The sequence below is a fragment of the Moorena sp. SIO3I8 genome, from assembly GCF_010692325.1.
Classification (GTDB): domain Bacteria; phylum Cyanobacteriota; class Cyanobacteriia; order Cyanobacteriales; family Coleofasciculaceae; genus Moorena.
On record NZ_JAAHHW010000078.1, the window covers coordinates 1 to 26,256 of the forward strand.

Sequence of the window (26,256 nt, forward strand, 5' to 3'; positions counted from 1 at the left end):
ATTTCTACTTGTCGGCTGAGTTGCTCTGGGTTTAATCCTTTATTGAGAGCAATTTTTACTCTAAAAAAGTGAGGTAATTCACCACCAATATAACTACCTTTTCCAAGGACTGACTGCGGAGGAAGTTGTTGAGGATTTTGGTTTAGTAGTTGGGAGTCACCAATTTGAAACTCTGCGTCGATAGTTTCGGGAATAGTAGTTTCGGTAATGGTGGGAGTTCCCTCGATAAATAGGTCTAGCAGTGCTTGTAAATTGGCTTTGGTTCCTCGAAAGCGATACCGTTCTACAATATTAGCAATGAAATCCCGTTGTTGTTGGAGAGATAGATCGGCTCTGAGACTCAAAGCTACCCAACTCGCTAACCAGGGTAGAAATTCTTTCGGTGTTTGTTGGGGATCGAAGTATGTATGGATATCGGCAATTTTTTGTTCTAAACCTTTGTCAGAACCTTTGTCGGAAGAGTTGACACCATCTTTTTCAGGACCCAGGAGAATCTTTTCAAAGGCAAGTAAAAATTGCCCGAGGAAAGGTTTGCTTTGATAAATCTCCGGTAAGTATTGTAACAGGTTACTGGGGGCGCTGGTTCTATTTGTCATCAGTTTTTGAGATGCAATGCATTGTTAATTGTTAATTCTCCTCAGGGATAACTGGTTCTAAGGGAGATATGATTTCTATGTCCCTGGCTGTAATAGTTAAATTTACTAGTTCTTCTGGTTTAAGCTGGATGGCACTTAGCTGTCCTGTATCGGTGTAAACTAGGCGTTGTTGGTTGCCTAAAATTGAATCAAGATTAGGCAAAAATACTTCGTCTTGTTGATTATTTTTGGTGATATAATCCACACCTTCTAGTTTATCAAGTAGTTGATAAATTTCGGAAACATAAACATTCCGACCAAATGGCCAACTTGGTTGTTGAGGATTGTTTCTATCTGGCACAACACGGAAAAATTCTTCTAGTGCATTGTTTATATCTCCCCTAGTGTCTGTTTCTTTAGCTTCTCGGTTGAGATGTATCGTTAATCTGATACTAATAGTGAGGTAGCGTGGCCTAACAACATGGATTTTAGTAGTGATTAGTCGCCGTTGTTCTAAGTAGTCTTTTACTTTGTTAATTAGTTCTTGGCTCGGTTGAGGAGTGCTATTATTACTATCCTGACTATGAGGGATAATAATAATACTGACATGACCTGGTTTATCCACAGGTTCCCCTAGGGGATTCTCCGAATTAAGGTTACGTCGAGGCAAGCAGTGCGCTCTGGCAATGGTATCATCTGCTTCTAGGGCTAATTCCACAAAGTCGGCACAGGTGATAGCTCGGTAGCGATCGCGTACCTGATTAATTGCTTCTTTAATCTCTATTTGTAAATCCTTTTTGGGATCGTGCTGCCAACTTTCCCCATTAAGCAGCTTTAAAAACATGATAATATTCGCCTCTGTCACCCGATTTTGCCGATAAAGCAGCATCTCGGTCAGGTAGGCAAATAGCTCAATCAAGGTAATCCCCGGATCGGAGGGGTTATGATTTGTCCATTGGGGGGCGTAAGTCGGAATCAAGCTAATCGCTTCCGCCACCAAATCATCATAGGTTTTGTCATCTAAATTAGGTAATTGTAAAGGCATTTTTAGAATTTAGAATTTAGAATTTAGAATTTAGAATTTAGAATTTAGAATTTAGAATTTAGAATTTGGAATTTGGAATTTAGAATTTGGAATTTAGAATCGGGAATCGGGAATCGGGAATCGGGAATCGGGAATCGGGAATCGGGAATCGGGAAAACTGATCTTACTCCCCATCTCCCCATCTCCCCATCTCCCCATCTCCCCACCTCCCAAACTCCCTACTCCCTACTCCCTACTCCCTACTCCCTACTCCCTTGGCTATACACAAGATTGATGGTATGGTTGCCGGAATAAACCAGAAAGTTACCGGTGACTCTTGCACCTCCTATGTCTTCACATTTTTCTCCTGTGAGACTAACGACGTGATCGACTCCGGGGATGGATTCGAGGAGTCTATATAAATCAGAAAGATAGGGTTCTCGACCAAAATCCCATCCTTTTCGGTCAAAACCGCCGGTTAGGGGATGTAAAAAGCGTTCTAGGGCTTGCTCAATTCCTTGTTCTACTTGGCTGGCTGTTTCTAAGGATGTTACGGCAATGGTAGTGGTGATATTAACACTGACATAGGCTGCTCCAACGACGGAAATTCTAACGGTGGGTTGGGCATTGGTTTCTAGATAAGTTTGAACGCGGTTAATTAATTCTTGACTGGGTAAAGGCTTAGCTTCCTTGGAGTGGGGAACAATAATCACGCTCACCACTCCTGGTACTTTGGCTGGTGCAACAGCAGAATTATTATCGATATCTGTGAGGGGAAAACACTGGGGCTGATTATTAGTAGGAGCAAGCAATTGGGCTAAATCTACGAGGGGAACACATTTTGCCCTGACTACCCCTGGCAGGGCTTTAGCTAAGTCTTGATAATCGTCTTGGGTAACAGCACGGTGGCGGTGGCGAATTTCTTTGGGAATGCGATCGCGTAATGAATCGAGGCTTTCTGCATCTGCCCCCCCTGTGGCTGCTGCTGGGTTAATTACCCGGTCTACATAGGGAATGGTAGTTTTTAACTGCACGATCTTGCCTGCATCTTGGTTACCCTGGCTACCTCCTCCGGTTTGATACTGCTTGAGGCGCAGGTTACCTCTACCAATGGCCGGAATTAAGCCATTAATGCCGTCACCAAACTGAATTGTCCCGGTGAGACGATCTAAAACATAGTGGCGATCCCGTGGGCTAGATTCATAAAAATCCGCTACTTGATGCCAGCGGACCCAAATCTCTTGGGCTCTTCCGGTACTATCGTAAGTAATATTGATCGCGTCTTCCCCTTCTTGCTGTTTAATTTTTTCTTCTTCCATCCCAGAGGGTAATTCTAGTTCCCGCACTTCCAATTGTTGCCCTTCTAAAATAGGAGTACGGTTAGTAGTAAAGGTTTGTTTTTTCGAGCCATCACTAGAACCCAGGATTTCGTTACGGATCGTAACTCGTTGGGCTGCCATAGTCGTGTTAAGGAGTACCTGCCCTAAGCGAGGCTCAAAGGTATAATTGCCACTAGCGTGTTGCACCCGCAGCCAGTAGCGAGGAGATAAGCTAAATTCCTGTTTGGGAGTAATATCTGCTGGTGGTAAAACGATCAGTGTACCGGAACGGGTGAGATTGTCGGTATTATCTTGAACTGTTATTTTCCGCCACTGTGAACCATTCCAGTATTGCCAAACGAGTTGGGGGGTTTCATCTGCTGGTAATTCTGTGTCAGCAAAGGTTTCCATCGTGGCACTGTAAACTAAGTTAGGCTGATCGCTCTTAACTAGCTGGAGAAAAACCCTATCGCTACTTCCCAAAGCAGCCCCGGCAGGAATAGTTACGTTGATAGCGATGGTTTTAGCTTCACCCGCTTCTAGTTGTAATCGAGCAGATGTGACCTGAACGCTCCATTCAGGTACACGCTGCATCCCCACAGTAGCAAGTTGGAAAGTAACCGTTTCTGAGTTAGTATTGGTTAACCAAAACCGATGGGTAACCGTTGTACCAGGTAAACCAGCATTTTTGCTGATAGTAGGAGAAATTGGTATTAAATTTTCTCCATATTTGAATGCAGCTGCACTCACAAAAAGACTGAGAGGAAGATTAGGAAAACTCCGTTCCACTGGCAAGGAAAAACCTAGATAGGTCGTTGGTTTATCTAAGTCTAGTGACTCAAAAGGAGCGAAGGGGAAATCCTCAATAGTTCGAGTCAAAAAATCATTGTCAGTAATTATCTGTTCCGGTGGCTCTGTCAAGGTAAATTCGTAGTCGATGGAGACGGAATTAATTACTGGGGGGACAAACGTTTGCGGATGATAGTTATTATCCGTATCAAACCTCGCTTCCTGACCATAATTACCACTAATAATTCGTACCCGAATCCAGAAGCTAGTTACCCCATTAATAGTAGTTTCCTGGGGTTGGATATCTGCTTCTTCTGGTAGGTAAAATGTGATTTTTGGGTTGAGATTGCCATCGCTGTTATCCAGTAAATTCGTAAAAGCCCTAGTTTCGTCTACAAATGTGTCTGGAAGTGTGATATCTGGGGTTGAATCTGGGGGTAAAAGCCCTTCCCTGGTAGCGATAAACAGGGCTTGCCAAGATTTACCATTCCAAAACTCCCACTGTAATCTGGGATTGAAGTGTTCAGATATAGTCTGTAAATTAATACCAATATCCCTAGGATGCGCCAGGTTTAACTTCAGGGTAATTTTTGCTCCTGACTGGGAAAATGCTTCTGCATTAGCCAGATAAAAGGTGTCGCCAAATTTAGGCTTTTCCCCAAAGGGAAAGATTGACTGATTGATATCTTGGTTGAGGGAATTGGTAACAGCAGCCTCTAATCTTAAGTCAGTGCGGTTTAATTCTACTTCTAGGCTCAGTTTACTAATGGTGGGTAATTGGTGTTTGCTCACCATACCCACAGCATAATTCTCACTAGAACTAATTGGTGTTACTAAACGGCAACGCAGCCAACGGTTAGTAACTCCATCCACTTGAGTCAGGGGTATAGCATTAATCTCCTCAAACTTAATTTCCCCCTCACCACTCTTACTAAAGTTTTCAGTAGTATCACTCTTAGGTGTAATTGTCTGCCAAGCTTGTAAATCCTCTGTTTCTTGCCAAACTTGCCACTCTAACTCAGCTGGATCAGCAAATACTTGGTCTAACTCTATGATTAACTTAAGATTATTAATAGTAGAAAAACTGAGCAGTTGCTTATGCCCCACATAAAAAACATGCTCAATCTCTCGATTTCCCCGAAAAATCGGTAAATATGTTGTTGCTGGGCTAATTTTCGTCAGAGAACTGTAATCAGCATACTGGTCTTGTGAAGGATTACGCACAAATAGAGAATCTAATTGCGCCCCAGTTACCACCAACTCCTGTTCAGTTTCAAAAATTACCGATTCGGTTTCTCCTTCTGTGGGGGGTGCAGCCACTTGGGTGCCAGCTGGTGCGATCGCATCCACTGTAGTTCCCGTCGCCAGGAAAAATGTCAGGGGTGCCCTTGCTGGCTGAGGTGCTAAACGAGAAGCTCCCAACAAATCTAGAAAGGCGAGGAAATTTTTATCTGGCACTTGATTGAGGCGAGAAATAATTATCTCACCAAAGCGGGCAAAGATTTGCACCAGTGCCTGGGCAACACCTTTATTTTTTAGTGCTGCAGAGGTTGGATACTCGGTGAGATATTTAGCCAGTAGGTCTTGCACATCTTGAGCAATAATCTCTGCCGTTCTAGAATCAATTTGAGGAGCTTTTCTTGCCATTACCCTGCACCCCCTTCCAGATAAAACGGATACACTAAATTAAATACGTTATTAGTTGCTCGCACCCGATAGTCAATATTAACCAGCATTTGTTCTGGAGTAGGGGATTGAACGCGCACATCCACAACATCAATGCGGGGTTCAAACCGCAATAATGCTTCCTGTACCGCTTCAGAAACTCTAGCCGTAGTGGCAGCAGAATTGGGCTCAAACACCAAATCGTAAATACCGCAACCAAAATCAGGGCGCATAATTCTCTCACCCCTAGCAGTGCCGAGGATAATTAAAATTGATTGGCGTACACTCTCTTCATATTCCGCAAGTTGGAAATCTCCCTGAGTATCTAAACTAAGGGGAAAGCCTACACCTACACCTAAAAATGGTTTCGTCATATAGCGTTTTTAAATTATGTGAGGTACAAATTTTTGGGTTTTAGGGAACAGGGAATAGGGAACAGCGGATCTGGGAATAGGCAATCATATCCCCCCCTTATTAAGGGGGGTTAGGGGGGATCCCATCTTCTCCTTTTCAGCCTATAAACACCGTACCTACTGCGATTACTTGTCCGATTGGTAAATCAGCAGGATCATTACAGGTTTCAGCAATATCCCCATTACGGGCAGCTGCTTTACCGTTAATTTTCACAGTCTGACTCCCAATTTTGATGGTGCCTCGATTAGCCGGTGGCTTTTGAAAAGAAGTCCCCGGTGGAGTGGGAATATGGGGTGGAGTATTGTCTGCCGTACTATCTACCGTAGCGGCTGGCATCCCCATAATGTTGACATCACTGCTCAAATTGCCATTGATAATGCCGGAAAAGGGATGAGGTAATGGAGTCGGTGTCGGAGGTGTTCCCGGCACGATCACAATATGAGTATCAACTGCGGTAATTTGGTCCCCTTGTTTGGCTGCTGGTTGTCCCATAATTAAAGCTGATTGCTGATAGCTGTTCGCGTAGCGTGCGCGTAGCGCATTTGCTGATTGCTTACCTAGTTGAGATTAATGATTTGACCTTTAAGATTCATGGTGCTGCTGGCTTTAATATCCATTCTAGCACCGGATTCAACTTTGGTATCTGCTGAAGATTTGATTTCAATATTCTGTGCTTCTAGTTTAATAGAACCTTGGGATGCTGATAAAGTAATGTCTCCTTCAGTAGTAATAGCAATAGTGTTGGTAGCCGTATCAAAAACAATGCTGTTTTTCTCGGTTTTATCTACAATTTCAATAGTTTCTTCCCCTTCTTTGTCATTGAGACGGATAATATGACCACTACGGGATTTAATCATGCGGACATTGTTTTCTCCATCATCATTATTAATAGGAGGTTTCTCCTCACCATTCCACAGTGCTCCAATAATGTAGGGAAAACGCACATCCCCGTGTTCAAAAGCCACTAATACCTCATCATTAACCTCTGGGAGAAAATACATACCCCGTTTATCCCCCGCCATGGTTACAGCTATTCGCGCCCAGTCGCTTTCGTCTTCATCACTTAGCCAGGGGTATTTCACTTTAACCCGACCTAGTCCTTCTGGGTCTTGATTGTTGGTAACCACACCAACCACGACACCATAAATACGAGATGCGATCGCTCGCTGGGATTGACTATCCAGAAGTAATTCAGAGAATTTCATTCGGCATTCCTCCGCACTGTAAACTTGGTCTGATATTGGCTATCACGATAGCGATGTAGGACACTAGTAACATAGTATTGACCGCTAAAGCGCCTGCCCACACCCTCAATTTGCACCACTTTGCCAGCTCGTAAATCGGTACGTCCTCGACAAATTCCTTCCCCTGTGATCAACTCTAAATTGAGTTGCCGAAAACGGGCTTGAGCGAATTGCTCTGCTTCCGCTAAAGTGATAATCGGGCGATCGCTCAGGGTTTTTACTGCTGTACCAAAAGCATTTTGACTTAGGGCTGCACCGCTAATTTCTCCCCCCATTTTGCTGCCTTCATCACCAGTGGTTGCGCGTCCGATAATTGCTTGCTTTTCTTTCGGATTCCAACCCTGTACTTTGACTTCATTCACTTGACTTGCGGAGGACATACAAGGGTAAAATTGCAGTAGGTCATCACTAAAGGTTAGGGTAATAATTTCACTGTCTTGATTAGCCGTAGGTCGAAATACTAAATTACGATCCTCCACCATCACCTCATAATTAATTTTTCCTGCCCGTTCTTGCAAAAAATCCATATGGGTTTGATTGGCTTGTAAAATATAGTCATGCACTACCCGACTATCTTCCACTTGGGATGAAAGTCCTACCTGCTGGGCAATTTGCCCTGCAATATCACTATCTTTTAGTTGTACAAAAGTCTGGGTATGACGACCACGATGTAAGCGATGGCTGCGATCATAACCCCGAATCATTACCTTCGGTAGTCTATCAATAGTAAACTCCGGTTCTATAGCAGTAATTTCCCCTATTATAAGGGTAGCTAGGTTTTCCCGGTAACCTAATTTTAATTCTACCGTATTACCAATACTAAACAAGGAGTTATCTAGCCACAATACTTCCCCTTCCTGCACATCCAAACTGCCAAACGTTAAGGCAAACATGGTGGGTAAATTAACCTGTTCATCTACTGTTAACCCAGTAATATGTAACTGTGCCGACCCTGGTAAACTAGAACCATTCACCAGGATTTCATAATCTGCGAATATGGAGGCTTGGGGTTGAGTAAAGGGCATTTTAAAAAGTTAAAAGGGAGTAGGGAGTAGGGAGTAGGGAGTAGGGAGTAGGGAATAGGGAACAGGGAGTAGGGAGTAGGGAGTAGGGAGTAGGGAGCAGGCAAGAGGCAATAGGCAATAGGCAATAGGCAATAGGCAATAGGCAATAGTAGTGCGTAGGGTGCGTTAGGGGCGGACTTGCCCTTATTTTTTGCCTCGTAGCCAGCCTTGGCATAGTCCGCCCCGTAACGCACAACCCTTGGGCTTGCTACAGCAATCAATCATAACTATCAACGCAATTTGGGAATAGTTAAGGTTTTACCAGTATCAAGTTCACGGGGATTATCCAATTGATTTTCTTGGGCAATCAGTCGCCACAGCTTAGGGTTACCATAGACATCCGCCGCAATGCTGCTGAGGGTTTCACCTCTTTTGACAATACGAGTGGTTAATTCTGGATCGGTACGCCGTTTATCATCTTCTGGGTTAAGATATTCCGAAAACGTGATATTAACTTTTGCCCGTATCGGTTTACCATCACTTTTGAACAGGGTGAAGGTTTGGGTCAGATTAGTAATTACCCCCACAAACGGGAAGTCAGAATTAGTTGGTGCTTTACCCCAGTAAACCTTACAAGCTGGTGGTGGTTGTTCTTTACCCCCAACACGTTGAATGCGGGTCAGGGCAACAAGTTTATTGGTTTCCTCCCGTACATCCTCGATGGCGGTACTGTCTATTAAACGATTATTATTTTGATTTTGATTTTGAAGTCGTGAATTTCTAACCCCTTCGGAAACATCAAATAACAATTCCAGAGTTAGTTCCCGACTTCCCCCGCCACCAAAATCTAAGATGGGCGCATTATATTCTTTTTGGCTCGAACCACTCCAACTAACTCCTTTTTTGATAGCATAGGATTCGGGGTTAAACAAAACCGTAATCTCTGGATAATTGGCTCTGTCTTCCGACTCTACAGCACGGTACTTACTGTCTTGAGTTTTTTCCCACTTCAAAGGGATTATAGTTAGTTTAGCTAATGCCATTTTTCTATCCCCCGACGTTCTTGTTCCATCGTTAGCTGACGAGTGAGAATACGACTAACGTGTTCGGCTATTGCCTCGATATCTATATCTACCCCGTCAGCTGGAGTTGTTGGTAGATTTGACGTGGCTGTGGTTGAAGTTACTGGTGCTGTCATGGGAATGGAATTAGCTCCAGTTAGATTAGGTTGACGAGCAATCACCCCATTGCTTAACTGTTGCCGTTTCGATACTTTGGCTACAGAGTCGTTATCAGTTTTGCGCCAAACTAAATCCGGTGTCGAGCTAGTTTTACCTGTCTCGGTATATAAATTAATGTTTCTATTTGGGCTTGTAGTTGTTGTCGGTAAAGGCTGACTTGGTTTGACAACAACCGATTTGGTTTGAACTAAAGAGATATCATGATTGGGGTTATAATCCGAGAGCTTAGTTTGTACCAAACTACTGTCTGATTCCTCTTCCTCATGGGAGCGCAAAACCAAATTATCTGCCGAGTTATTGATTGCTTTATCCTTGGTCAGATTAGTAGTTTTAGTTGGGGTTATAGTTGTTGTCGGTAAAGGCTGACTTGGTTTGACAACAACCGGTTTGGTTTGAACTAAAGAGATATCCTGAGAGGTTGTCTGAGAAGTCTCATTTGCTACATCCAAGCCCCCTAAATCCCCCAATTTTGGGGGACTTTTACCAGCCAATTGGATTCTTGTTCCCCCCAGAATTGGGGGGCTAGGGGGGCAAAATTCAGTATCAAAAAAGTTTTCAGATATCCTCTGATTGGGGTTAGAATCCGAGAGCTTAGTTTGTACCAAACTACTGTCTGATTCCTCTTCCTCCTGGGAGCGCCAAACTAAATCGGGTGTCGAGCTAGTTTTTCCTGTCGCTAAAGGCTGAGTGGGCTTAGCTACAACTAATTTAGTTTGTATAACAGAAGCTGGATTGACTGGAGAGGGGGAATGGAAATCACCCTCTGTTTTCGGTGGGACAACCTGAGACTGAATACTTTCTGGAGGTGTAAACTGATGGTGGAGTGCAGATAAGGTTGCCTGACGATTAATCTTGACTTGCCTTGGCAAAGATGTTGGAGGTTGAGCACTAGGGCGTGTCTTCAAACTCGGAGATCCCCCATTATCCCCCGAGCGAGCAATCCCTCTCTCGGGGGACTTTGAGTATGGCTCCCCCCTTATTAAGGGGGGCTGGGGGGGATCTAAATCTTGCGGAAAACTTTGAAAACACGCCCTAGACCTGGATACAGTTGAAGATTTAATTTGGCTGATAATCGGGACTTTAGGACTAGTTGATGGGACAGATCGAGATGGTGGTTGGGATCTCCCCTGATGCCCTAGGTGGTCGGGAAATTGGCGAGAATTAGTCCTAGTTGCCATTGACCTTTGCACCCCTTCTCCCCTCCCTGAAAGGGCAACATTAGAAGGCGCAACATTAGTCGGCTCCAGATAGGTATTACTCACATCAGCAGATTCTACCCTAGGGCGACTAAAACGCTCCAGATTTAACTTGGGTTGTAAACCACTTGCACCATAACGGGAGTTAATTTGTTCTGGTAGGGTTAATCGTTGGGTCAGCCTTGCCGTGGTTGCTTGGGTAGATTGGTAATGGCGGTGCAGTTGGCGGGTATTAATTACTCCACCAGACTTTTCTTGTCGCCGTTGCAGACGACTTAGTAAGGGGGAATTTTCTGGACTTCCCGATTCCTGGAAATTATTGGCTTGTGAAGCTGAATTATCCATCTTATTTAGAAAGGGGAAAATCCCCAATTACCGACCTATAGCGTTTATAATCCTGATGAGGTATAGCCCTACGCGCAAGGCAAGAGGCATGCTAGCAAAAGGCAAAAGTTGACTACAACAGGTTTTCAGCTTTTATCAAAGTCAAACACCTGGGTAGTGCTATACATTCAATTTTCTTACCGCTACTCCCTGCTCCCTGCTCCCTGCTCCCTGTTCCCTTTTCCCTTTACGAACTATTCAAACGCTGATTGATTTTGGCGACTTCAGTAACCCATTTTCGGCGTTCCCGGTGTTCCATGGTCATGATTGATTCATAATGCCAGTGGAAATGATAGGCCAGATAGGCTACCTCCTCATGGATTTGGGTAAGGGGGTAGCCTAGGATTCCCCCGATAAATCGAGTTCGACAGCAAAATTTTGCTCACAGTGGGGGCAGCTAATTTGAAGCGATCGCATTCCATTGCCATTGATCCGATTGTACAGATCCTGCAAATAAGCTAAATCAGAGGCAAATAAACTTTCGATAATCTTAGGATTAACTACCTCCAGCGAACCAAGGCGAGTGACAACACGGGAGAGCAACAGCACAATCAGATAGGCTGGGTTGTTTTGCACACGAGGATCTTTGAGGGGCAGAATTTCATCCGCCGCTGTCGCCATCCGCATGACTCCTTCCTGATGCAAATTCCCTTCTTTATCTATATACCCTGCTGGTAAGATAAATTCGTATTCCGTCTGTAGCATTTTGGTTCTTGGTTATGGCTAATTGCTAACTGATTACTGTTAACTGATGACTGTTAACTGACATTAACTCTCTGCAAACGTTCACAGGTAATCGTTAGGGAATCAATCCCAACATCGCTACCCTTAGCATCTAAGCTGGGTGCTTCATACTTACTCGCCCAAGCATTAAAGAAATCCCAGCGCACTTTTTCTTCCCCATCATCATTGAGCAGGATAATCGAGCCATTTTTGCGCTCAATTGTCCCATTCACTGCTTGTAAATGCCAATCGTAAAGTTCCTTGGAGTCAGTAATACCATACTTGAGGGCAATATCAGGGTAACTAGCTTTGCCCCGCAACTTACGTACTGTGGCATCATCTCCCCCCTCTCGATACTCCACAACTTCTACTTCTGAACCAAAACCACTACACTCAGAAAATCCTGCTTGAACAATTCCATCCAGTTCTACCAGAAAGCGATAATTTTTATACGGATCTACTCTGGGCATAACTCACATCTCCTTGTTGTTTGGTAATAAGTAAGGTAATGGGTAATTCAAGAAATATCTATTCTTATAACACTACGCATTTAGATTAGGACATTCCTAAACTCCGAAATCTAGTCATAGCTTACTTCTGACTTCTGACTTCTAACTTCTGACTTGCGCGTAGCGCTATATCTATTCTCCAGCCATCTGTTGAATGCGGAAGATGACAAACTCCGCTGGTTTAACAATAGCGACACCAATGAGAGCAACAACTTCTCCTGCTTCTCTTACTTCTTTGGGATTAGTTTCTGCATCGCACTTGACAAAGAAAGCTTGCTCCGGAGTTGCTCCAAACAAAGCTCCATCCCGCCACTGATTCAACAGAAAGTCACCGACCGTACGCTTAATACGCTGCCAAAGTGCTAGGTTATTAGGCTCAAACACTGCAAATTGAGTACCCTCATCAATGGACTCTCGCAGGAAATTAAAATAACGACGGGTGCTAATGTACTTATATTCTCCGTTGTCATCCCCTCCCAGGGTGCGCGCTCCCCAAACTTTGATATTGCCTTTAAAAGAGCGAATGATATTAATTCCTAGAGGATTTAAAATGTCTTGGTCTGCTCTGGTGAGGTTGTATTCCAAATCTAGAGCGCCTCGAATCACTTCATTAGCGGGCGCTTTAAACACACCCCTTTCTCCATCCACTCGTGCGTAAACCCCAGCCATGTGTCCACTGGGAGGCAGGAATATACTGCCATTGCTTGATGGGTCTAGAATTTGTTGGGCAGGGTCAAAAACCGTAATCCAGGGGAAGTAAAGAGCCGCATAGTTACTATCTCTAGTACTACCTTTAATGCTGTCTCGGTCAAAAGTAGTAGGATTTTGTTGCCCATCAAGAATGGCAAACCTGTCTTGGAGGTTTTCACAGTGCTCTATGACAGCTTGTTGTTCTGCTTGGCTGGTAATGCCAGGAATAGCCACCATAGTAATTTCGTCAATAGCAGCAAAACTATTGAGAGCAGCAGCTAACTCCGTATTAGCACTAATCCGGATCACATAGCACCTGGTGCCACCATTATTGAAGAAACCGTAGACTGCTTGAGCAAAACGACTCCAGGCGTTGAGTGGATTGGCATCAAAATCAGTTTCATTTACCTCTGTGAGATTATTAAGAGTCTTATCCCCAACTAAGTCAGCAAAGGTAGTGACGAACTGACTCCAATTAGTTACCAACTTAGGGGTTCCGGCTTCCGGAAGAGTCTTTGCTTCTACTTTGAAGGTAACAGTGGTAGTGTCATCACTAGTAGTAGTTTCGACACGCTCGGCAGGGAGTTGGATACTTTGGGGTACGATACCGATAAATCCGGCTATACTGGTAGCCACTCCAGCAATAGGTCGAGAGGAGGGCGGAACTTCTTCAACATATACGCCTGGCGAAAAATACTGTGGCATAATCTTTAACTCCTTGATTAAACAGAATTTACTGTTGTAGTTGTAGGTTGTAATTACTTGCTGCCGATTCTACTGGGATAGTGATAGTAACCTCCTGTACTGCATCCTCTAACTGCACCCGTAAGGTATAAGCACCAGCGGTAATTGCCCCGATGGTGTACTGTCCATCTCTATCAGTGGCTGCGCTGAGATTACGCTCAACCAAAATAACCGTTGCGCCAACAACAGGTTTATTCTCAGCATCGGTAACTCGCCCACCAATCCGGAAAAATTGTTGTGCGGTGCCTGGCACCAGTTCTTCTGAGGATGGTGAAATCCGCTGACCTAATTGCCAATCTTGAGTAATGACAATGGGGGTTGGCTCTGGCTCAAATAGTTCCTTGATCGCAATGGTTACTGTGACTGTGATGGAAGCACGTAATTGATTTCCCAATGCAGTCCAAAACTCAGCAGCGCTTTGTACTCCATCTACTTGAGCAGTTACCATTGGTAAGGCTAGCTCTTGCTCAGCCAGTCGGGTATTTTCTAAAAAAGGTATTTCTGGAATAGTTGGATAGGCTGAGAATACTTGCAGCACTTGGCTGAGTAATCGGTGTTCTTGCAGGGGTAATTCTTCGCCACCAATGGGCCAAGCAGTGACTAAATAAGAACAGACTATGCGCTTTGGAGGATTATGAATAATTGCCTGTCCATTGCGCCTCTCGATCGTTGGTTCATTATTACGTAGTTCCAGGTGTTCCCGAATATCGTACAGAAATAAATTCACCGTTGTCTGTCCAGGACTAAAGGTTTCTGAGGGACGCTCAAAAGAAATTTGAGCCTCCGCTAATTCTGGAAACCTCGACGATAGGCTGGTCTGTTCCAAAATTCTTCTCAACACTTGACTCAGATCGCGAATCATCCTGACTGACCTGGTTGGATTTACTGAGCAGCCACGCACCAGACTCTCAAAGCCTAAAGCGTGTTTGAAAACTTATTTATTATTAATTCTTTCAGACATCCTCTACAAGTCACGTTTTCTAGCTAGTCAAGTTAAACTAGCTCATTTGAACTAATCCATTTGGAGTAGCAAGATCCTGTGACTGGTTTTTGAAATCCAAAATTGATAAATTAACGCTATTCCTCTGGAGATGGGTAAATGGGGAGATGGGGAAATAGAGAGATGGGGAAATAGAGAGATGGGGAGATAAAATTGATGGCTAGCCGTAATTTACAGAATTGGTCTAAAAACTGCTATTTTAATGGGAGTGACGTCTTTAAAATGCTGATAACTCCCCTTTTCAGCCAACTTGATTCCAAGCAATGGATCTGTGTACTGGATCCAGCCTTAGCGCTCTCCTATTATGGAGTCCACATCGCTCAGCAGCTAGGAGAAATAATGGAACTCTGGATAGCAAGAGAGCTTTGGCATATTCTCAACAATACTAAGTTTTATTTACAACAACCAGAACTACTTATTCCCAAAAGCACTCTCAATGACAAGGCACCTGAACAGGACAGAGCCACTTTAGAGAGTGTGATTTGGTCACTTCAAGAGTGGAAACGATTACAAAGCGAGAATGATTTGCTAGGACTAAATCTATTCTGGCTGGGGGATAGTCTAAGGGAGTCTTTACTGCCAAAAGGTACAACTATCAAGCTATTGCCACGATGGGAATATTTAGCACGCTTATTAGATCGATGCATTAATCAGTCACAGGGGACCAATGATACTTTAATGGCGTCATTTCGGGATACTATAGCCCTAAGTGCGAGTTTGGGTTCTGCTTTTATACTGAGCTATCAGAAACCTACAGATTTTAGTCATAATCGTCCTCCAGATATCTGCAAAGCCTTGGAAAACTTGGGAATCTCTTGCGAACTGGTCAGTGCGCAGGATCGAATTGTGGCTTTGGAATCGGAGTACTTACGCCAGTTGATGATTTACACCGGACTGGCAAAACTTTTATGGGAAGGGCTTCATCTGTGTGTTATACATCTTGTGACACCTGCAGTGCCAGCATTTGAAACAATGTCTAAGGGGTCTGGGAGCGATAACTGTGCCGATGATCCTGAAGATTCGGGGAATTTCCCAGAGTTAAAGGGCGATTTATGGATAAATGCTAAAGCGTTCTGGTATAAACTATAAATTTTGTTAACAATTTAGTTCCTTTTTGATTGGTATTTCACAGAATGGAAGGGGGGGAAGACCATCAATGGATCTGATATGCCTAAATCATTTGTGAATACTTATAGCAATGGGTGTAATGGTGTTGACAAATTCAAGGAACGAAGCTATTCAGCGCGGTCTTGGGGAGCTAAATCATGCCCTGGTCCGACGTTCGTCAGCCGTCAGCCGTCAGCTTTTAGCTCACGCTACTTGAGGTGCCGTCAGCCGTCAGCCGTCAGCTTTTAGCTGATAGCTGATAACTGATAGCTGATAGCTGATAGCTGACTTTTATCCTTCCCCAGGTTGCGGTCACCAATCAAACAGGATGTCTATAGGTACTTGACATTTCTATCATGAAAGAGAAACGTAATCTTACTCTTTATGGTCAAGATATAGCTAGTGAAGATCTAGAATCAGAGTTAGGAAATCAAGTTATTGGTAAGCTGTTTATCAATAATTCTTGTTTTTTAGTTTGTGAAACAAACAACGAATTTAAACCTAGTTTAGGGTCTAGCTCTAATTCACCCCCTCAAAGCAGTTGTCCTTTGAATGCAGTTGGTTATCTGGAGGTAAATGGAAAATTTTATGCAATTACAGAATTCCAAGACAATACTACTTCCGTTACATCTCATCTTGCTAGTATCTTAACAGAACGAGAGTTACAAATTGTTACTCTTGTTGCTTTAGGTCAGTCTAATAAGCTAATTGCTAAACAGCTTGAAATTAGTGAATGGACAGTTTCTGCTCATCTACGTCGGATCTTCCTGAAGCTGGATGTAGATAGTCGAGCGGCTATGGTTTATCAATGTGCTCCTTTGATTCAGCAGTTAGAAATGAAGTAGCTATAGCAGAAGTCAGAAGTCAGAAGTCAGAAGTCAGAAGTCAGAAGTCAGGTATGAGCTGATAGCTGACTGCTGACCCATGATATTGTATGGCACTGGATGCGATCGCGTAATCTGGTCGAGCACTCGATGCGATCGCATTATCTGGCCGAGCACTGGATGCGATCGCGTAATCTGGTCGAGCACTCGATGCGATCGCGTAATCTGGTCGAGCACTCGATGCGATCGCGTAATCTGGTCGAGCACTCGATGCGATCGCATTATCTTGTACGGGTATTGGATGCGATCGCATTATCTTGTACGGGTATTGGATGCGATGCGTGAGCATTGAGCCGCTACGCGAACGCATTTTATTCTAATGATGTAGACAGGCTTTTTAGTACTTTAACTCTTACCTACTCTATGCTCCCTAATTTTATATCATAAGCTCCCTTTTTATATCAGTAAATTTAAAAAAAATGTAAAATTAAATTACACATAAATGAGTCTATAAATGGCTAATTATAATAGTTGTAAATAAATTTAAACATTATTCATTTAACCCTTGCATTTTTTCGAGGAGTTATCTATACTATAGAAGGTGACGACCGATACTAATAGCCGCGCTGGTCAGAACCGTTAATAACTACCAGCGCGGCTTTCCTCCCAACCAAGTAGGAGTTACTTCCATAATGGCAGAAAAATCAAGATCATCAATCCCAGGATTTCAGCAACCCACCGGTGCTAATGATGCTGGTTTGGTTAAGATTTGGAATTTTTTACTCTTTTGCGCTTGCTGCCTTACCCTGTCGAGGGCGCACTCTACAATATCGTAGATTAGCCCAAAGGGCTAGGCTTTGCGTAGGCACTAAAACCCAGAACAAAAGTACCTCATCTATTTGGGAAATGCTATACTATTAATTTATAGTAAATTTTGTTCAGCAATAAATACTATCTTTAGTAAATAAATTGAAATCAAAAATGAGTCGAGAATTTAATGTAATTATCGAGCGCGATGCTGATGGCTACTTTGTAGCTTCTGTTCCCACTCTTAAAGGGTGTCATACCCAAGCAAAATCTTTGGATGAATTGATGGAGCGTATTCGAGAAGCGATTGGCCGTAGGCCACGCGGGGCGCGATCGCCCTTTGTTTGGAATTTGAATAAAATCTAGAAAATTCCCTTGACTTCTTTGGTGTACAGCGAGGGGACGTGGAAGTATGAGTCAATTCCCAAATGTAACTGGACGGGAAATTATCGCAGCACTGGAGAAAGCAGGGTTTACAGTGGCGAGGGTACGTGGAAGTAACCATATTTTAATTCATGATGACGGACGTAGAACAGTTATCCCGGTACATTCTGGTGAAACCATTGGACGTGGTTTATTGTCCCAAATCTTGCGTGACACTCAGCTTAGTCGTGAGGAATTCAGGGAATTGTTGTGATGGCTGTGTCAGTCCACTACAAGATCGGCGATTAGCCCAAAGGGCTAGGCTTCGCGATGCTCCGAGCCGCTAAAAGCGATTGGCCGTAGGCCACGCGGGGCGCGATCGCAAAAATTGAACGTATCTTGGGTAGGCTCCTCAATCCCAGATCTGATCCATCTTGAGCACAAACCCAGGTAAAACTGGCTCACCACTCACCGTCGCTGGATTATCCAGCTGTTCAACTTCCGCCCCAAGACGATAAGTATAAACTTGGCGCTGATCCGGGTCAATCAGCCAACCGAGCAAAGTCCCATTTGACCTATACTCTGCCATTTTGTCTTGCAAGTTTTCCAGGCGATCACTCCCAGAACGCAGCTCAATCACAAAATCCGGGCATAGGGGTACAAACTTCTTTCGTTGTTCTTTAGTCACGGATTCCCACCTCTCTAGCTTGACCCAAGCAACATCAGGAGAACGATTGGCTCCATTGGGAAGTATAAAGCCAGTAGAAGAATCAAAACCTTTCCCTGTACCATCTTGGCATACCCAATTACCAAACTGAACAATCAAATCAAAATTGCGACCGCCAGTTTCCCCTCCTGTAGGAGTGCTAATAATAAGCCTTCCATCTTGGTGGCGTTCGATCCGTAACTCCCGATTGAGCTGACAAAAAGCAAAGAATTCCTCATCACTCATATCAAAAGCCGGACGAGTCTTGAGCTCTAAGGGCGTTGCTAGTTGTGGTGTGATCGATCCAGTCATAATTATCAGGCGCGATTTGCGTTCCGTAACGGGCATCTTGGTGGAACCGGCATCTTGGTGGAACCGGCATCTTGCCGGTTACAATTTCCACCGCAGGCAGGATAGCCACCCCACTCATAGTCATTCCGCCCGTCAGCAATGCTTATCGCTCTACCAAGATTTTAGCTCAATTCGCGACAGCTCCATAGCTGCCCATGTCCTCCAACCTCGACCTAGGGAATAGAAACGTTACACTAGAAAAGCTGCTTCACCATCTGCCACCATGCCATCTACCAGTCAACCCCTGAACTATCCCAAAAGCCGCAAATCCGACCAAGTCGATGATTACCACGGTACTCTAGTTGCTGACCCTTACCGGTGGCTAGAAGACCCAGATTCAGAGGAAACAAAGGCTTGGGTAGAAGCACAGAATCAAGTCACCTTTGGTTATCTCAGCGAAATACCAACACGGGAAACACTTAAGCAGCGCATCACCAAGCTATGGAATTACGAGAAATATAGCACTCCCTTTAAAAAAGGCGATCGCTACTTCTATTTCAAAAACGATGGTCTCCAGAACCAAAGTGTTCTCTACACCTTGACCTCCCTCGATGCTGAACCAACCCTATTACTTGACCCCAACACCCTTTCAGAAGACGGTACCGTTGCCCTATCAGGTTTAGCCATTAGTAAAGATGGCAAGCTGCTGGCCTATGGTCTGTCTAGGTCTGGTTCTGACTGGCAAGAGTGGCAAGTGCGGGAAGTAGAAACCGGTCTTGACCTCTCGGATCAGATTAAGTGGGTAAAGTTTTCTGGGGCATCTTGGACTCACGACAATCAAGGTTTCTTCTATAGCCGCTTCGATGAACCCAATGAAGCCACTAAGTTAGAAGACCTCAATTATTATCAAAAGCTCTATTACCATAAGCTGGGAACACCCCAGTCAGAGGATATTCTCATTTATGAGCGCCCTGACCAGAAAGAATGGGGTTTTAGTGGTCGAGTCACTGAAGATGGTAATTATCTGATCATTACAGTCTTCCTGGGTACTGACCCCAAGAATCTGGTGTTTTATAAAAATTTGCAAGACCCAGATGCCCCCGTTGTGGAACTCATTAAAGAATTTGATGCCAGCTATAGCTTCATCGACAATGATCAATCAGTATTTTGGTTCAGCACAGACTTAGATGCCCCTCGCAGTCGAGTGATTGCCATTGATACTAATCATCCTGATCAGGCACAGTGGCAAGAAATAATTCCCCAAGCCGATGAAACCCTAGAAGCTGTAGGCTTACTTAACAACCAATTTGTGGCCGATTACCTCAAAGATGCTCACTCCTCCATCAAAATTTTTGACCTGGATGGTTCCTTTGTACGGGAAGTCGAATTACCTGGTATTGGTTCCGTTGGTGGTTTCAATGGCTTACGTTATGATACTGAAACCTTCTACAGCTATACCAGCTTCACCACCCCTGCAACCATCTATCGCTACGACATGGTAAGTGGAGAAAGTACCATTTTCCGGCAGCCCCAGGTAGACTTTAATCCCGATGACTACGAGACCAAACAAGTTTTCTACCCTAGCAAAGATGGCACCCAAGTGCCTATGTTTATCACCCACAAGAAGGGATTGCAGTTAGATAGCAATAACCCCACTTACCTCTATGGCTACGGCGGCTTTAATATCTCGATAACCCCCAATTTCTCCATTAGCAATCTAGTATGGATGGAAATGGGAGGTGTTTATGCTGTTGCCAATCTCCGTGGTGGCGGTGAGTATGGGGAAGATTGGCACCAATCTGGCACAAAACTCAACAAGCAAAATGTATTTGATGATTTTATAGCGGCAGCGGAGTGGCTAATTAGTGCTCAGTACACTTCACCCAAGAAAGTTGCGATCGCAGGCGGTAGCAATGGGGGATTATTGGTCGGTGCTTGCATGACTCAGCGTCCAGACTTATTCGGTGCAGCCCTACCAGCCGTGGGAGTACTAGATATGTTGCGCTTCCATAAGTTTACCATTGGTTGGGCCTGGTGTTCCGATTACGGTTCCCCAGATCACCCAGAGGAATTTAAAGCCCTTTACGCCTATTCCCCATTACACAATCTCAAACCAGGAACCGCTTATCCCCCTACCCTGATTACCACCGCTGACCATGATGACCGGGTTGTCCCTGCCCATAGTTTCAAATTTGCCGCAGCCTTGCAGGAGGCCCATGAAGGGGAACAACCAGTGTTAATCCGGATTGAGACCAAAGCAGGACATGGTGCAGGGAAGCCCACCAGTAAGATAATTGAGGAGATTGCTGATAAGTGGGCGTTCTTACTCAGAACCCTAGAGGTAGAGGTTTAGAGAGTAAATAGACCATAATTTGCCTAGGATGTTCAGGCTAGGATCTAGGACACAGTTCACGATAGGATATAGGGATCCCTGTAGGGATTGTGAGAATTTTTTTCCCCTACTCCCTACTCCCTACTCCCTGTTCCCCTCCTGGGAGGGGTTAGGGGTGGGTTCCTGTTCCCTTTGCTGTTCTTTTTAACAAGACTGCTGGTCAATCATGGACTTATCTGCTATTTTAAACGTTGCCCTTGGCTTATTTTTTGTCTACCTGATCACCAGTCTGTTAGCCTCTGAAATCCAAGAATATCTCGCTAGCGTTTTACAATGGCGGACTAAACACTTACAGAGGGCTATCGAAAATTTAATTAATGGTGGGATTCAGTTACAAAATCTAACCCTGAAAGATGTGGTCGATGAGTCAGATGGAGAATCAGTTAACGTAACCGTTGATCAGATTAACAATTTAAAAAAGACCAAACGGCTTTTAAAAAAAATCTATCAAAATCCGTTGCTTAAATCAGTTAATCACGAAGCCAAAGACCTAGATAACAAAAATGAATTAAAGTCAAAATCTAACTCAAAGGTTAGTGGCCCTTCCTATATTCCATCAGATACCTTTGCCACCGCTTTAATCATGACCATTGTTCAGCAGGCATCAACCTTCAAAAATAATGCCGAAATTACCCTGGACAATTTTAAAACAGCCCTTGAAGAAGAGAAGATAAAAAATTTACTTCCTGAAGACTTAAATATAACTCTTTTAACCCTGATTGATAAAGCCAAATTTGAATACTCTGACCGAAACAAAGACCTGAAAAAACTCCAAGAAGAACTAGCAACATGGTTTGACGAATCCATGGCACGAGCTGCCGGGGTATACAAGCGTCAGTCTAAAGCCATATCTTTTTTAATTGGATTAGTGATTTCCCTAGCCTTGAATATCGATACCATCAATATCAGCAATCAATTCTATAAAAACCACAGTGTAAGAGCTGCTGTCAATCAAGTCACTAATAGGATTGTTAATGAAACCGGTGCCTGTTTACAGCAAGAATCAAACAGTAATGACTGTTATGATAGTATCACCTCAGCTGTAGATGACCTAGCTTTCCTTCCCATTGGCTGGGGAGAAACTAATCTTGTAGAGCAGTTTGAAGAACCCAATCATCTTCCCAGAGAGCTGGGTTTGACTTGGGTTTACTTCAAATTCGTTGTAGGGATTATTTTGAGTGCGATCGCGATCTGTATGGGAGCCCCCTTTTGGTTTGAAGTACTAAATAAGTTGGTCAACGTTCGTAATACTGGAGAAAAACCAAAATCCTCTAAATAGACTCCCAACTGCTAGCCCTATTTAGGCTGCAAGGCAAGAACTATAGCCTCGGTCCAGTCTAACTTGATAGGTTTAAACCTACAGGGTAAGTAGCACGAACTGCTTTTTCCAGTATTTGCTTCCTCTATCTTGAAGTATAATTGGAGATTAAATTTACCACCCTTTTTAATCACATTATTCAAGTCTTTCTCCGGAAATAAGGCATCTTTAATCTTTTCATCGCTCAGCTTAAATTCGCAATTTTGACCAGGACGAATTTTACCAACGTCTTGGCTTTTGGGGGCTTCTTCCATATCATCAGAGTTTACCCAAACCATGGGTCTTCCATTATTTTCTAAGTCAGTTATCAGACTCTTGTCCCAGTCTATTTCAATATAAACAGGATTCTCGTTGGTTTTATTTTTAACAGTCAGTTTAAGATCCTTTAACTCATCCAATTTATAGCTAGGATCGAAGCCAAAGTTGACTTCCATGAAATCATTAAGTTCTTTCTTTTCCAGTTGCTGATTGATAGCATCAGAGTCTACCTCAACGGTTATGAGTTTGTCTATTTCCTGGAAAGCTTTGTACAAAACGTAAGTAACACCGATTATATAAATCGTCAGAATTAGCAAGTTTTGGTCGTTATCCATTTATAGTAAACCTCTTAAAAATAGTAGTTGAAGGTTTTATTCTTGACACTCCCCGGTCATTAGACGCGGGGATTCTTCACTCAACGACCCAGCTTGCTGCTCCTGACCGGAATCAAGAACAGTAGAGGCTAGGTCTCCTGAAGCGTTCGGATCGATGATCCAGGTTCCGGTGTGCCCCACCGTACCCAAGGCTCTCTTGAGGATATTGATTGCAGCGTTGTGGTCACGATCTAGTCTGCAACCACATTTGCAGACGTGAGTCCTAGTTGATAATGATTTCTTGACCACTTCGCCGCACTCAGAACAATTTTGACTTGTATAGGCAGGATTCACTGCGACTGTTACTCTTCCAAATTTCTTGCCAAAATGTTCCAACCATTTCCTAAGTTGATACCAACCTGCATCGTTAATAGATTTAGATAGACAGTGGTTTTTAACCAAATTTTTGACTCTTAAATCTTGCCTTACGGCACGCTGCGCGAACGTAGGCGACCAGATCGTTAGACCGGATTACGCAACGTGCAAGTCTCTTTGCATGTTCTTCACGCTGTCTACTTATTTTAAGATGCTGCCTACCTAATCTATTGACGGCTTTTTTTCGGTTGGAGGAGCCTTTCTTTTTCCGGGAAACCCGGCGTTGATAAAATTTTAGGCGGTTTTCTCCCTTCCTATAGAATCGGGGATTGGGTTCGGTGTTCCCGTCAGAATCAGTATAAAAGTATTTCAACCCAACATCTAACCCGATAGTTGTTCTGGACGGCTCCAATTCTTCCTTGATATCAACCGAGACACAAAATTGGACGTAGTACCCATCAGCCCTCTTCACAATCCGAACCCGCTTGATTTGCTTTTTATCAAAGCGCCACAAATCCCACGTACCTTTGAGTTTCAGCTTTCCGATTTCCTTTTTATCACTGAAAGTGATTGATTTTTTATCAGGGGATAATTTCCAACCTGACTGTTTGTACTCAACTGATCTACAGTGCTTTTGAAAGCGAGGAAAACCTTTCTTGCCAGGTACCTTTTTCTTGCAGTTTTCAAAGAAGCGAGAGATTGATGACCATGCTCTTTCAGCGGCGGCCTGTCGAGCAGTTGAGTTCAATTCATTAGCAAAAGGAAACTCTTTGGCAAGGATTTTGCAGTACTTGCTAAGGTCATATTTACCCGTTCCCTTATTGTCCATCCATAAACGAATGCAACTATTGCGGATAAATTTAACCGTCCTAATTGCCTCGTCTATAGCTTGATACTGGAGGGGTTTTCCGTATGCCTTGAACTCTATTATGATCATCAGAACTCGACCTCTTCTGTTAGGTTATTACGCTAACATGCTCAGCGAAAACTGTCAACTCAAAATTAAATCTTTTTCACGGCGGCTAAAGACCGCTGCGACCCTTCATCCCCGCTCGCTTTGAGACGGGGCTTTCGGGTATCGGGGATTTTTGTAACGGGGGATAAGTACAGTTTGGATAATTATTGGTAAATTATACTCCATAAATAAGTTTACCCAAGATTGACTCACGCCATTACTAATGACGAATCAAAAAGCAGCTTGTCCTAACGGACAAGCTGCTTCAAGGCTTTATGCTAGCAAAGCAAGAGACTAGCTAATGGCACTAGCTAATGGCACTAGATCATGGCACTACATCATGCCCATGCCGCCCATGCCACCCATGCCGCCCATGCCGCCCATGCCGCCCATGTCGGGAGCAGGAGCAGCAGATTTAGGTTCAGGTTTCTCTACCACCAGGGCTTCTGTGGTCAAGACCATACCAGCGATAGACGCAGCATTCTGTAGGGATGAGCGTACCACCTTGGCAGGGTCAATAATACCTGCAACAATCAAGTCTTCAAGGGTGTCAGTAGCAGCATTATAGCCAACGTTACCAGTACTCTCCCGTACTTTCTCCACAATTACGGAACCTTCAACACCAGCATTATCCGCCATCTGACACAGGGGAGCTTCTAATGACTTGGCTACAATACCTGCACCAACTTTCTCTTCCTGCTCTAGGCCATTTGCCACTGCAGGAATTTTTTCTATTAAGCGAATCAGGGTTGTACCACCACCAGGAACAATCCCTTCATCTACCGCAGCTTTAGTAGCATTGAGGGCATCTTCAATCCGCAGCTTGCGGTCTTTGAGTTCTGTTTCAGTTGCCGCACCAACCTTAATCACTGCTACACCACCGGCCAGTTTAGCAATCCGTTCTTGCAGTTTCTCCTTATCGTATTCGGAGTCAGTTTCTGCTAGCTGGCGGCGGATTTGCTCAACTCGCTTTTCTACATCTCCCTTAGTTTGACCACCAGCTACAATGGTGGTGCTGTCTTTGTCAATGCTAACTTTGGTAGCATTTCCTAGCATATCTAGGGAAACAGTATCCAGGCTCAAACCAACGTCTTCGGATATCACCTGACCACCGGTCAAAACTGCAATATCCTGTAACATTTGCTTGCGGCGATCGCCAAATCCTGGTGCCTTGACGGCTGCAGCATTCAATACACCCCTAGCCTTATTCACCACCAGAGTTGCCAAGGCTTCTCCTTCTAGATCTTCGGAAATAATCAGCAACGGTTGACCGGCACGAGCTACTTTTTCCAGAATCGGTACCAAATCCTGGATAACACTAATCTTTTTATCGGTAATCAGGATGCAAGGGTTTTCAAATTCCACTGTCATCCGTTCGTTATCGGTCACGAAGTAAGGGGAAATATAACCCCGATCGATCTGCATCCCTTCCACTACCTCTAATTCGGTGGAGAGGGATTTAGATTCTTCAACGGTGATCACACCATCTTTGGTGACCTTTTCCATGGCTTGGGCAATCATGTCACCCACTTCTTGATCGTTACCGGCGGAGACTGTAGCAACTTGAGCGATCCCAGTTCCCTGAACCGGCTGTGCCATTGCCTCAATCTCTTTGACCAGCTCGGCAACAGTTTTCTCAATTCCTCGGCGCACAGCTACAGGATTTGCCCCAGCTGCCACATTCTTAAGACCTTCCCGAATCATGGCTTGAGCCAGAATGGTAGCTGTGGTAGTGCCATCCCCAGCAACGTCTTTAGTCTTGGATGCGACTTCTTGAATTAGTCTAGCGCCAGTATTTTCTAAGGGGTCTTCCAGTTCAATCTCTTTGGCAACGGTAATACCATCATTGACAATCTGGGGTGCCCCATACTGTTTTTCCAGAAGCACATTACGACCTTTTGGACCAAGGGTAATACGTACAGCATCAGCTAGGGCATTGACCCCCCGCTCCAATGAACGTCTGGATTCTTCGTCAAACGAAACGATTTTTGCCATAGGTTGTTTGAACTTGCTTTGTGTCTCCAT

The 26,256-nt window shown here is 44.1% G+C and carries 29 protein-coding genes and 1 pseudogene; 9 read left to right on the forward strand and 21 right to left on the reverse strand.

Going from position 1 to position 26,256, the window contains the following annotated elements; genetic code table 11:
- The 16 genes from F6K51_RS24305 to F6K51_RS24375 form a co-directional block, all read right to left on the reverse strand.
- Nucleotides 1–596 (reverse strand): phage tail protein (locus tag F6K51_RS24305; protein WP_293025045.1); only part of this gene is annotated, 596 nt, incomplete at its 3' end.
- 31 nt (nt 597–627) lie between these two features.
- Nucleotides 628–1,620, reverse strand: coding sequence for a baseplate J/gp47 family protein (locus F6K51_RS24310; protein WP_293025047.1), 993 nt, complete (start codon nt 1,618–1,620; stop codon nt 628–630).
- A 44-nt stretch (nt 1,621–1,664) separates the two neighbouring features.
- On the reverse strand, nt 1,665–1,802 hold the full coding sequence (locus F6K51_RS24315) for a hypothetical protein (protein ID WP_293025049.1): 138 nt from the start codon (nt 1,800–1,802) through the stop codon (nt 1,665–1,667).
- 57 nt (nt 1,803–1,859) lie between these two features.
- On the reverse strand, nt 1,860–5,354 hold the full coding sequence (locus tag F6K51_RS24320) for a putative baseplate assembly protein (RefSeq protein WP_293025051.1): 3,495 nt from the start codon (nt 5,352–5,354) through the stop codon (nt 1,860–1,862).
- The gene (locus F6K51_RS24325) at nt 5,354–5,746 is read right to left on the reverse strand and encodes a GPW/gp25 family protein (protein WP_293025053.1); all 393 of its coding nucleotides are present in this window, start codon (nt 5,744–5,746) and stop codon (nt 5,354–5,356) included. The genes F6K51_RS24320 and F6K51_RS24325 overlap by 1 nt, the downstream gene beginning before the upstream one ends.
- 136 nt (nt 5,747–5,882) lie before the next feature.
- Nucleotides 5,883–6,278, reverse strand: a complete 396-nt coding sequence (locus tag F6K51_RS24330) for a PAAR domain-containing protein (RefSeq protein ID WP_293025055.1) — start codon at nt 6,276–6,278, stop codon at nt 5,883–5,885.
- A gap of 65 nt (nt 6,279–6,343) precedes the next feature.
- Complete coding sequence (locus tag F6K51_RS24335; protein WP_293025056.1) at nt 6,344–6,991, reverse strand: phage baseplate assembly protein V; 648 nt, start codon at nt 6,989–6,991, stop codon at nt 6,344–6,346.
- Nucleotides 6,988–8,055, reverse strand: a complete 1,068-nt coding sequence (locus F6K51_RS24340) for a contractile injection system protein, VgrG/Pvc8 family (RefSeq protein ID WP_293025058.1) — start codon at nt 8,053–8,055, stop codon at nt 6,988–6,990. Before F6K51_RS24340 ends, F6K51_RS24335 begins: the two co-directional genes overlap by 4 nt.
- On the reverse strand, nt 8,001–8,159 hold the full coding sequence (locus F6K51_RS24345) for a hypothetical protein (RefSeq protein WP_293025060.1): 159 nt from the start codon (nt 8,157–8,159) through the stop codon (nt 8,001–8,003). The genes F6K51_RS24340 and F6K51_RS24345 overlap by 55 nt, the downstream gene beginning before the upstream one ends.
- A gap of 165 nt (nt 8,160–8,324) precedes the next feature.
- Nucleotides 8,325–9,077: a LysM peptidoglycan-binding domain-containing protein gene (locus tag F6K51_RS24350; RefSeq protein WP_293025062.1), complete on the reverse strand. Its 753-nt coding sequence runs from the start codon at nt 9,075–9,077 to the stop codon at nt 8,325–8,327.
- On the reverse strand, nt 9,068–10,816 hold the full coding sequence (locus F6K51_RS24355) for a hypothetical protein (RefSeq protein WP_293025064.1): 1,749 nt from the start codon (nt 10,814–10,816) through the stop codon (nt 9,068–9,070). The genes F6K51_RS24350 and F6K51_RS24355 overlap by 10 nt, the downstream gene beginning before the upstream one ends.
- Nucleotides 10,817–11,042: 226 nt before the next feature.
- Nucleotides 11,043–11,210, reverse strand: coding sequence for a DUF6760 family protein (locus tag F6K51_RS38560; RefSeq protein WP_353736756.1), 168 nt, complete (start codon nt 11,208–11,210; stop codon nt 11,043–11,045).
- Nucleotides 11,195–11,560, reverse strand: coding sequence for a phage tail assembly protein (locus tag F6K51_RS24360; RefSeq protein ID WP_293025066.1), 366 nt, complete (start codon nt 11,558–11,560; stop codon nt 11,195–11,197). The genes F6K51_RS38560 and F6K51_RS24360 overlap by 16 nt, the downstream gene beginning before the upstream one ends.
- 53 nt (nt 11,561–11,613) lie before the next feature.
- Nucleotides 11,614–12,048, reverse strand: a complete 435-nt coding sequence (locus F6K51_RS24365) for a phage tail protein (RefSeq protein ID WP_008178159.1) — start codon at nt 12,046–12,048, stop codon at nt 11,614–11,616.
- Between the two features lie 171 nt (nt 12,049–12,219).
- Entirely contained in the window at nt 12,220–13,482 is a 1,263-nt protein-coding gene (locus tag F6K51_RS24370; RefSeq protein WP_293025069.1) for a phage tail sheath subtilisin-like domain-containing protein, read from the reverse strand.
- Between the two features lie 28 nt (nt 13,483–13,510).
- The gene (locus tag F6K51_RS24375; protein ID WP_293025071.1) at nt 13,511–14,383 is read right to left on the reverse strand and encodes a Pvc16 family protein; all 873 of its coding nucleotides are present in this window, start codon (nt 14,381–14,383) and stop codon (nt 13,511–13,513) included.
- Nucleotides 14,384–14,677: 294 nt separating this feature from the next.
- Here F6K51_RS24375 and F6K51_RS24380 point away from each other — a divergent pair, with 294 nt between their 5' ends.
- From F6K51_RS24380 to F6K51_RS24390, 3 genes are all read left to right on the forward strand, one after another.
- Entirely contained in the window at nt 14,678–15,610 is a 933-nt protein-coding gene (locus F6K51_RS24380; RefSeq protein WP_293025073.1) for a hypothetical protein, read from the forward strand.
- Nucleotides 15,611–15,688: 78 nt separating this feature from the next.
- Nucleotides 15,689–15,877 carry a hypothetical protein gene (locus F6K51_RS24385; protein WP_293025075.1) on the forward strand — a complete coding sequence of 63 codons (189 nt, stop codon included), beginning with the start codon at nt 15,689–15,691 and terminating at the stop codon, nt 15,875–15,877.
- Between the two features lie 107 nt (nt 15,878–15,984).
- Nucleotides 15,985–16,473 (forward strand): LuxR C-terminal-related transcriptional regulator, encoded by a 489-nt coding sequence (locus F6K51_RS24390; RefSeq protein ID WP_293025077.1) that lies wholly within the window; start codon nt 15,985–15,987, stop codon nt 16,471–16,473.
- 40 nt (nt 16,474–16,513) lie between these two features.
- On the opposite strand, the gene F6K51_RS24395 is transcribed toward F6K51_RS24390, so the two are convergent.
- Nucleotides 16,514–16,765 (reverse strand): hypothetical protein, encoded by a 252-nt coding sequence (locus tag F6K51_RS24395; RefSeq protein WP_293025079.1) that lies wholly within the window; start codon nt 16,763–16,765, stop codon nt 16,514–16,516.
- 668 nt (nt 16,766–17,433) lie between these two features.
- Between F6K51_RS24395 and F6K51_RS24400 the strand changes: the two genes are divergently transcribed.
- Entirely contained in the window at nt 17,434–17,625 is a 192-nt protein-coding gene (locus F6K51_RS24400; protein WP_293025081.1) for a type II toxin-antitoxin system HicB family antitoxin, read from the forward strand.
- Nucleotides 17,626–17,671: 46 nt separating this feature from the next.
- Nucleotides 17,672–17,896 carry a type II toxin-antitoxin system HicA family toxin gene (locus F6K51_RS24405; protein WP_293025083.1) on the forward strand — a complete coding sequence of 75 codons (225 nt, stop codon included), beginning with the start codon at nt 17,672–17,674 and terminating at the stop codon, nt 17,894–17,896.
- A gap of 138 nt (nt 17,897–18,034) precedes the next feature.
- On the opposite strand, the gene F6K51_RS24410 is transcribed toward F6K51_RS24405, so the two are convergent.
- On the reverse strand, nt 18,035–18,640 hold the full coding sequence (locus tag F6K51_RS24410) for a Uma2 family endonuclease (RefSeq protein ID WP_293025085.1): 606 nt from the start codon (nt 18,638–18,640) through the stop codon (nt 18,035–18,037).
- 16 nt (nt 18,641–18,656) lie between these two features.
- Here F6K51_RS24410 and F6K51_RS24415 point away from each other — a divergent pair, with 16 nt between their 5' ends.
- Genes F6K51_RS24415 through F6K51_RS24430 form a run of 4 tightly spaced genes read left to right on the forward strand, consistent with a single transcriptional unit; the run spans nt 18,657 to nt 22,290 of the window.
- Entirely contained in the window at nt 18,657–18,863 is a 207-nt protein-coding gene (locus tag F6K51_RS24415) for a hypothetical protein (protein WP_293025087.1), read from the forward strand.
- 39 nt (nt 18,864–18,902) lie between these two features.
- The gene (locus tag F6K51_RS24420; protein WP_293025088.1) at nt 18,903–20,972 is read left to right on the forward strand and encodes a prolyl oligopeptidase family serine peptidase; all 2,070 of its coding nucleotides are present in this window, start codon (nt 18,903–18,905) and stop codon (nt 20,970–20,972) included.
- A gap of 28 nt (nt 20,973–21,000) precedes the next feature.
- Nucleotides 21,001–21,159, forward strand: a complete 159-nt coding sequence (locus F6K51_RS24425; RefSeq protein WP_293025089.1) for a hypothetical protein — start codon at nt 21,001–21,003, stop codon at nt 21,157–21,159.
- A gap of 18 nt (nt 21,160–21,177) precedes the next feature.
- Nucleotides 21,178–22,290 (forward strand): hypothetical protein, encoded by a 1,113-nt coding sequence (locus F6K51_RS24430; RefSeq protein WP_293025091.1) that lies wholly within the window; start codon nt 21,178–21,180, stop codon nt 22,288–22,290.
- A 17-nt stretch (nt 22,291–22,307) separates the two neighbouring features.
- Here F6K51_RS24430 and F6K51_RS24435 read toward each other — a convergent pair whose 3' ends face one another.
- The 3 genes and pseudogenes from F6K51_RS24435 to groL form a co-directional block, all read right to left on the reverse strand.
- Entirely contained in the window at nt 22,308–22,922 is a 615-nt protein-coding gene (locus tag F6K51_RS24435) for a hypothetical protein (RefSeq protein WP_293025093.1), read from the reverse strand.
- A gap of 36 nt (nt 22,923–22,958) precedes the next feature.
- Nucleotides 22,959–24,213, reverse strand: a pseudogene (locus F6K51_RS24440) (transposase).
- Between the two features lie 351 nt (nt 24,214–24,564).
- A complete protein-coding gene (groL, locus tag F6K51_RS24445) occupies nt 24,565–26,226 on the reverse strand; it encodes a chaperonin GroEL (protein WP_293025095.1) in 1,662 nt (553 codons plus the stop codon).
- Nucleotides 26,227–26,256 lie beyond the last annotated feature (30 nt).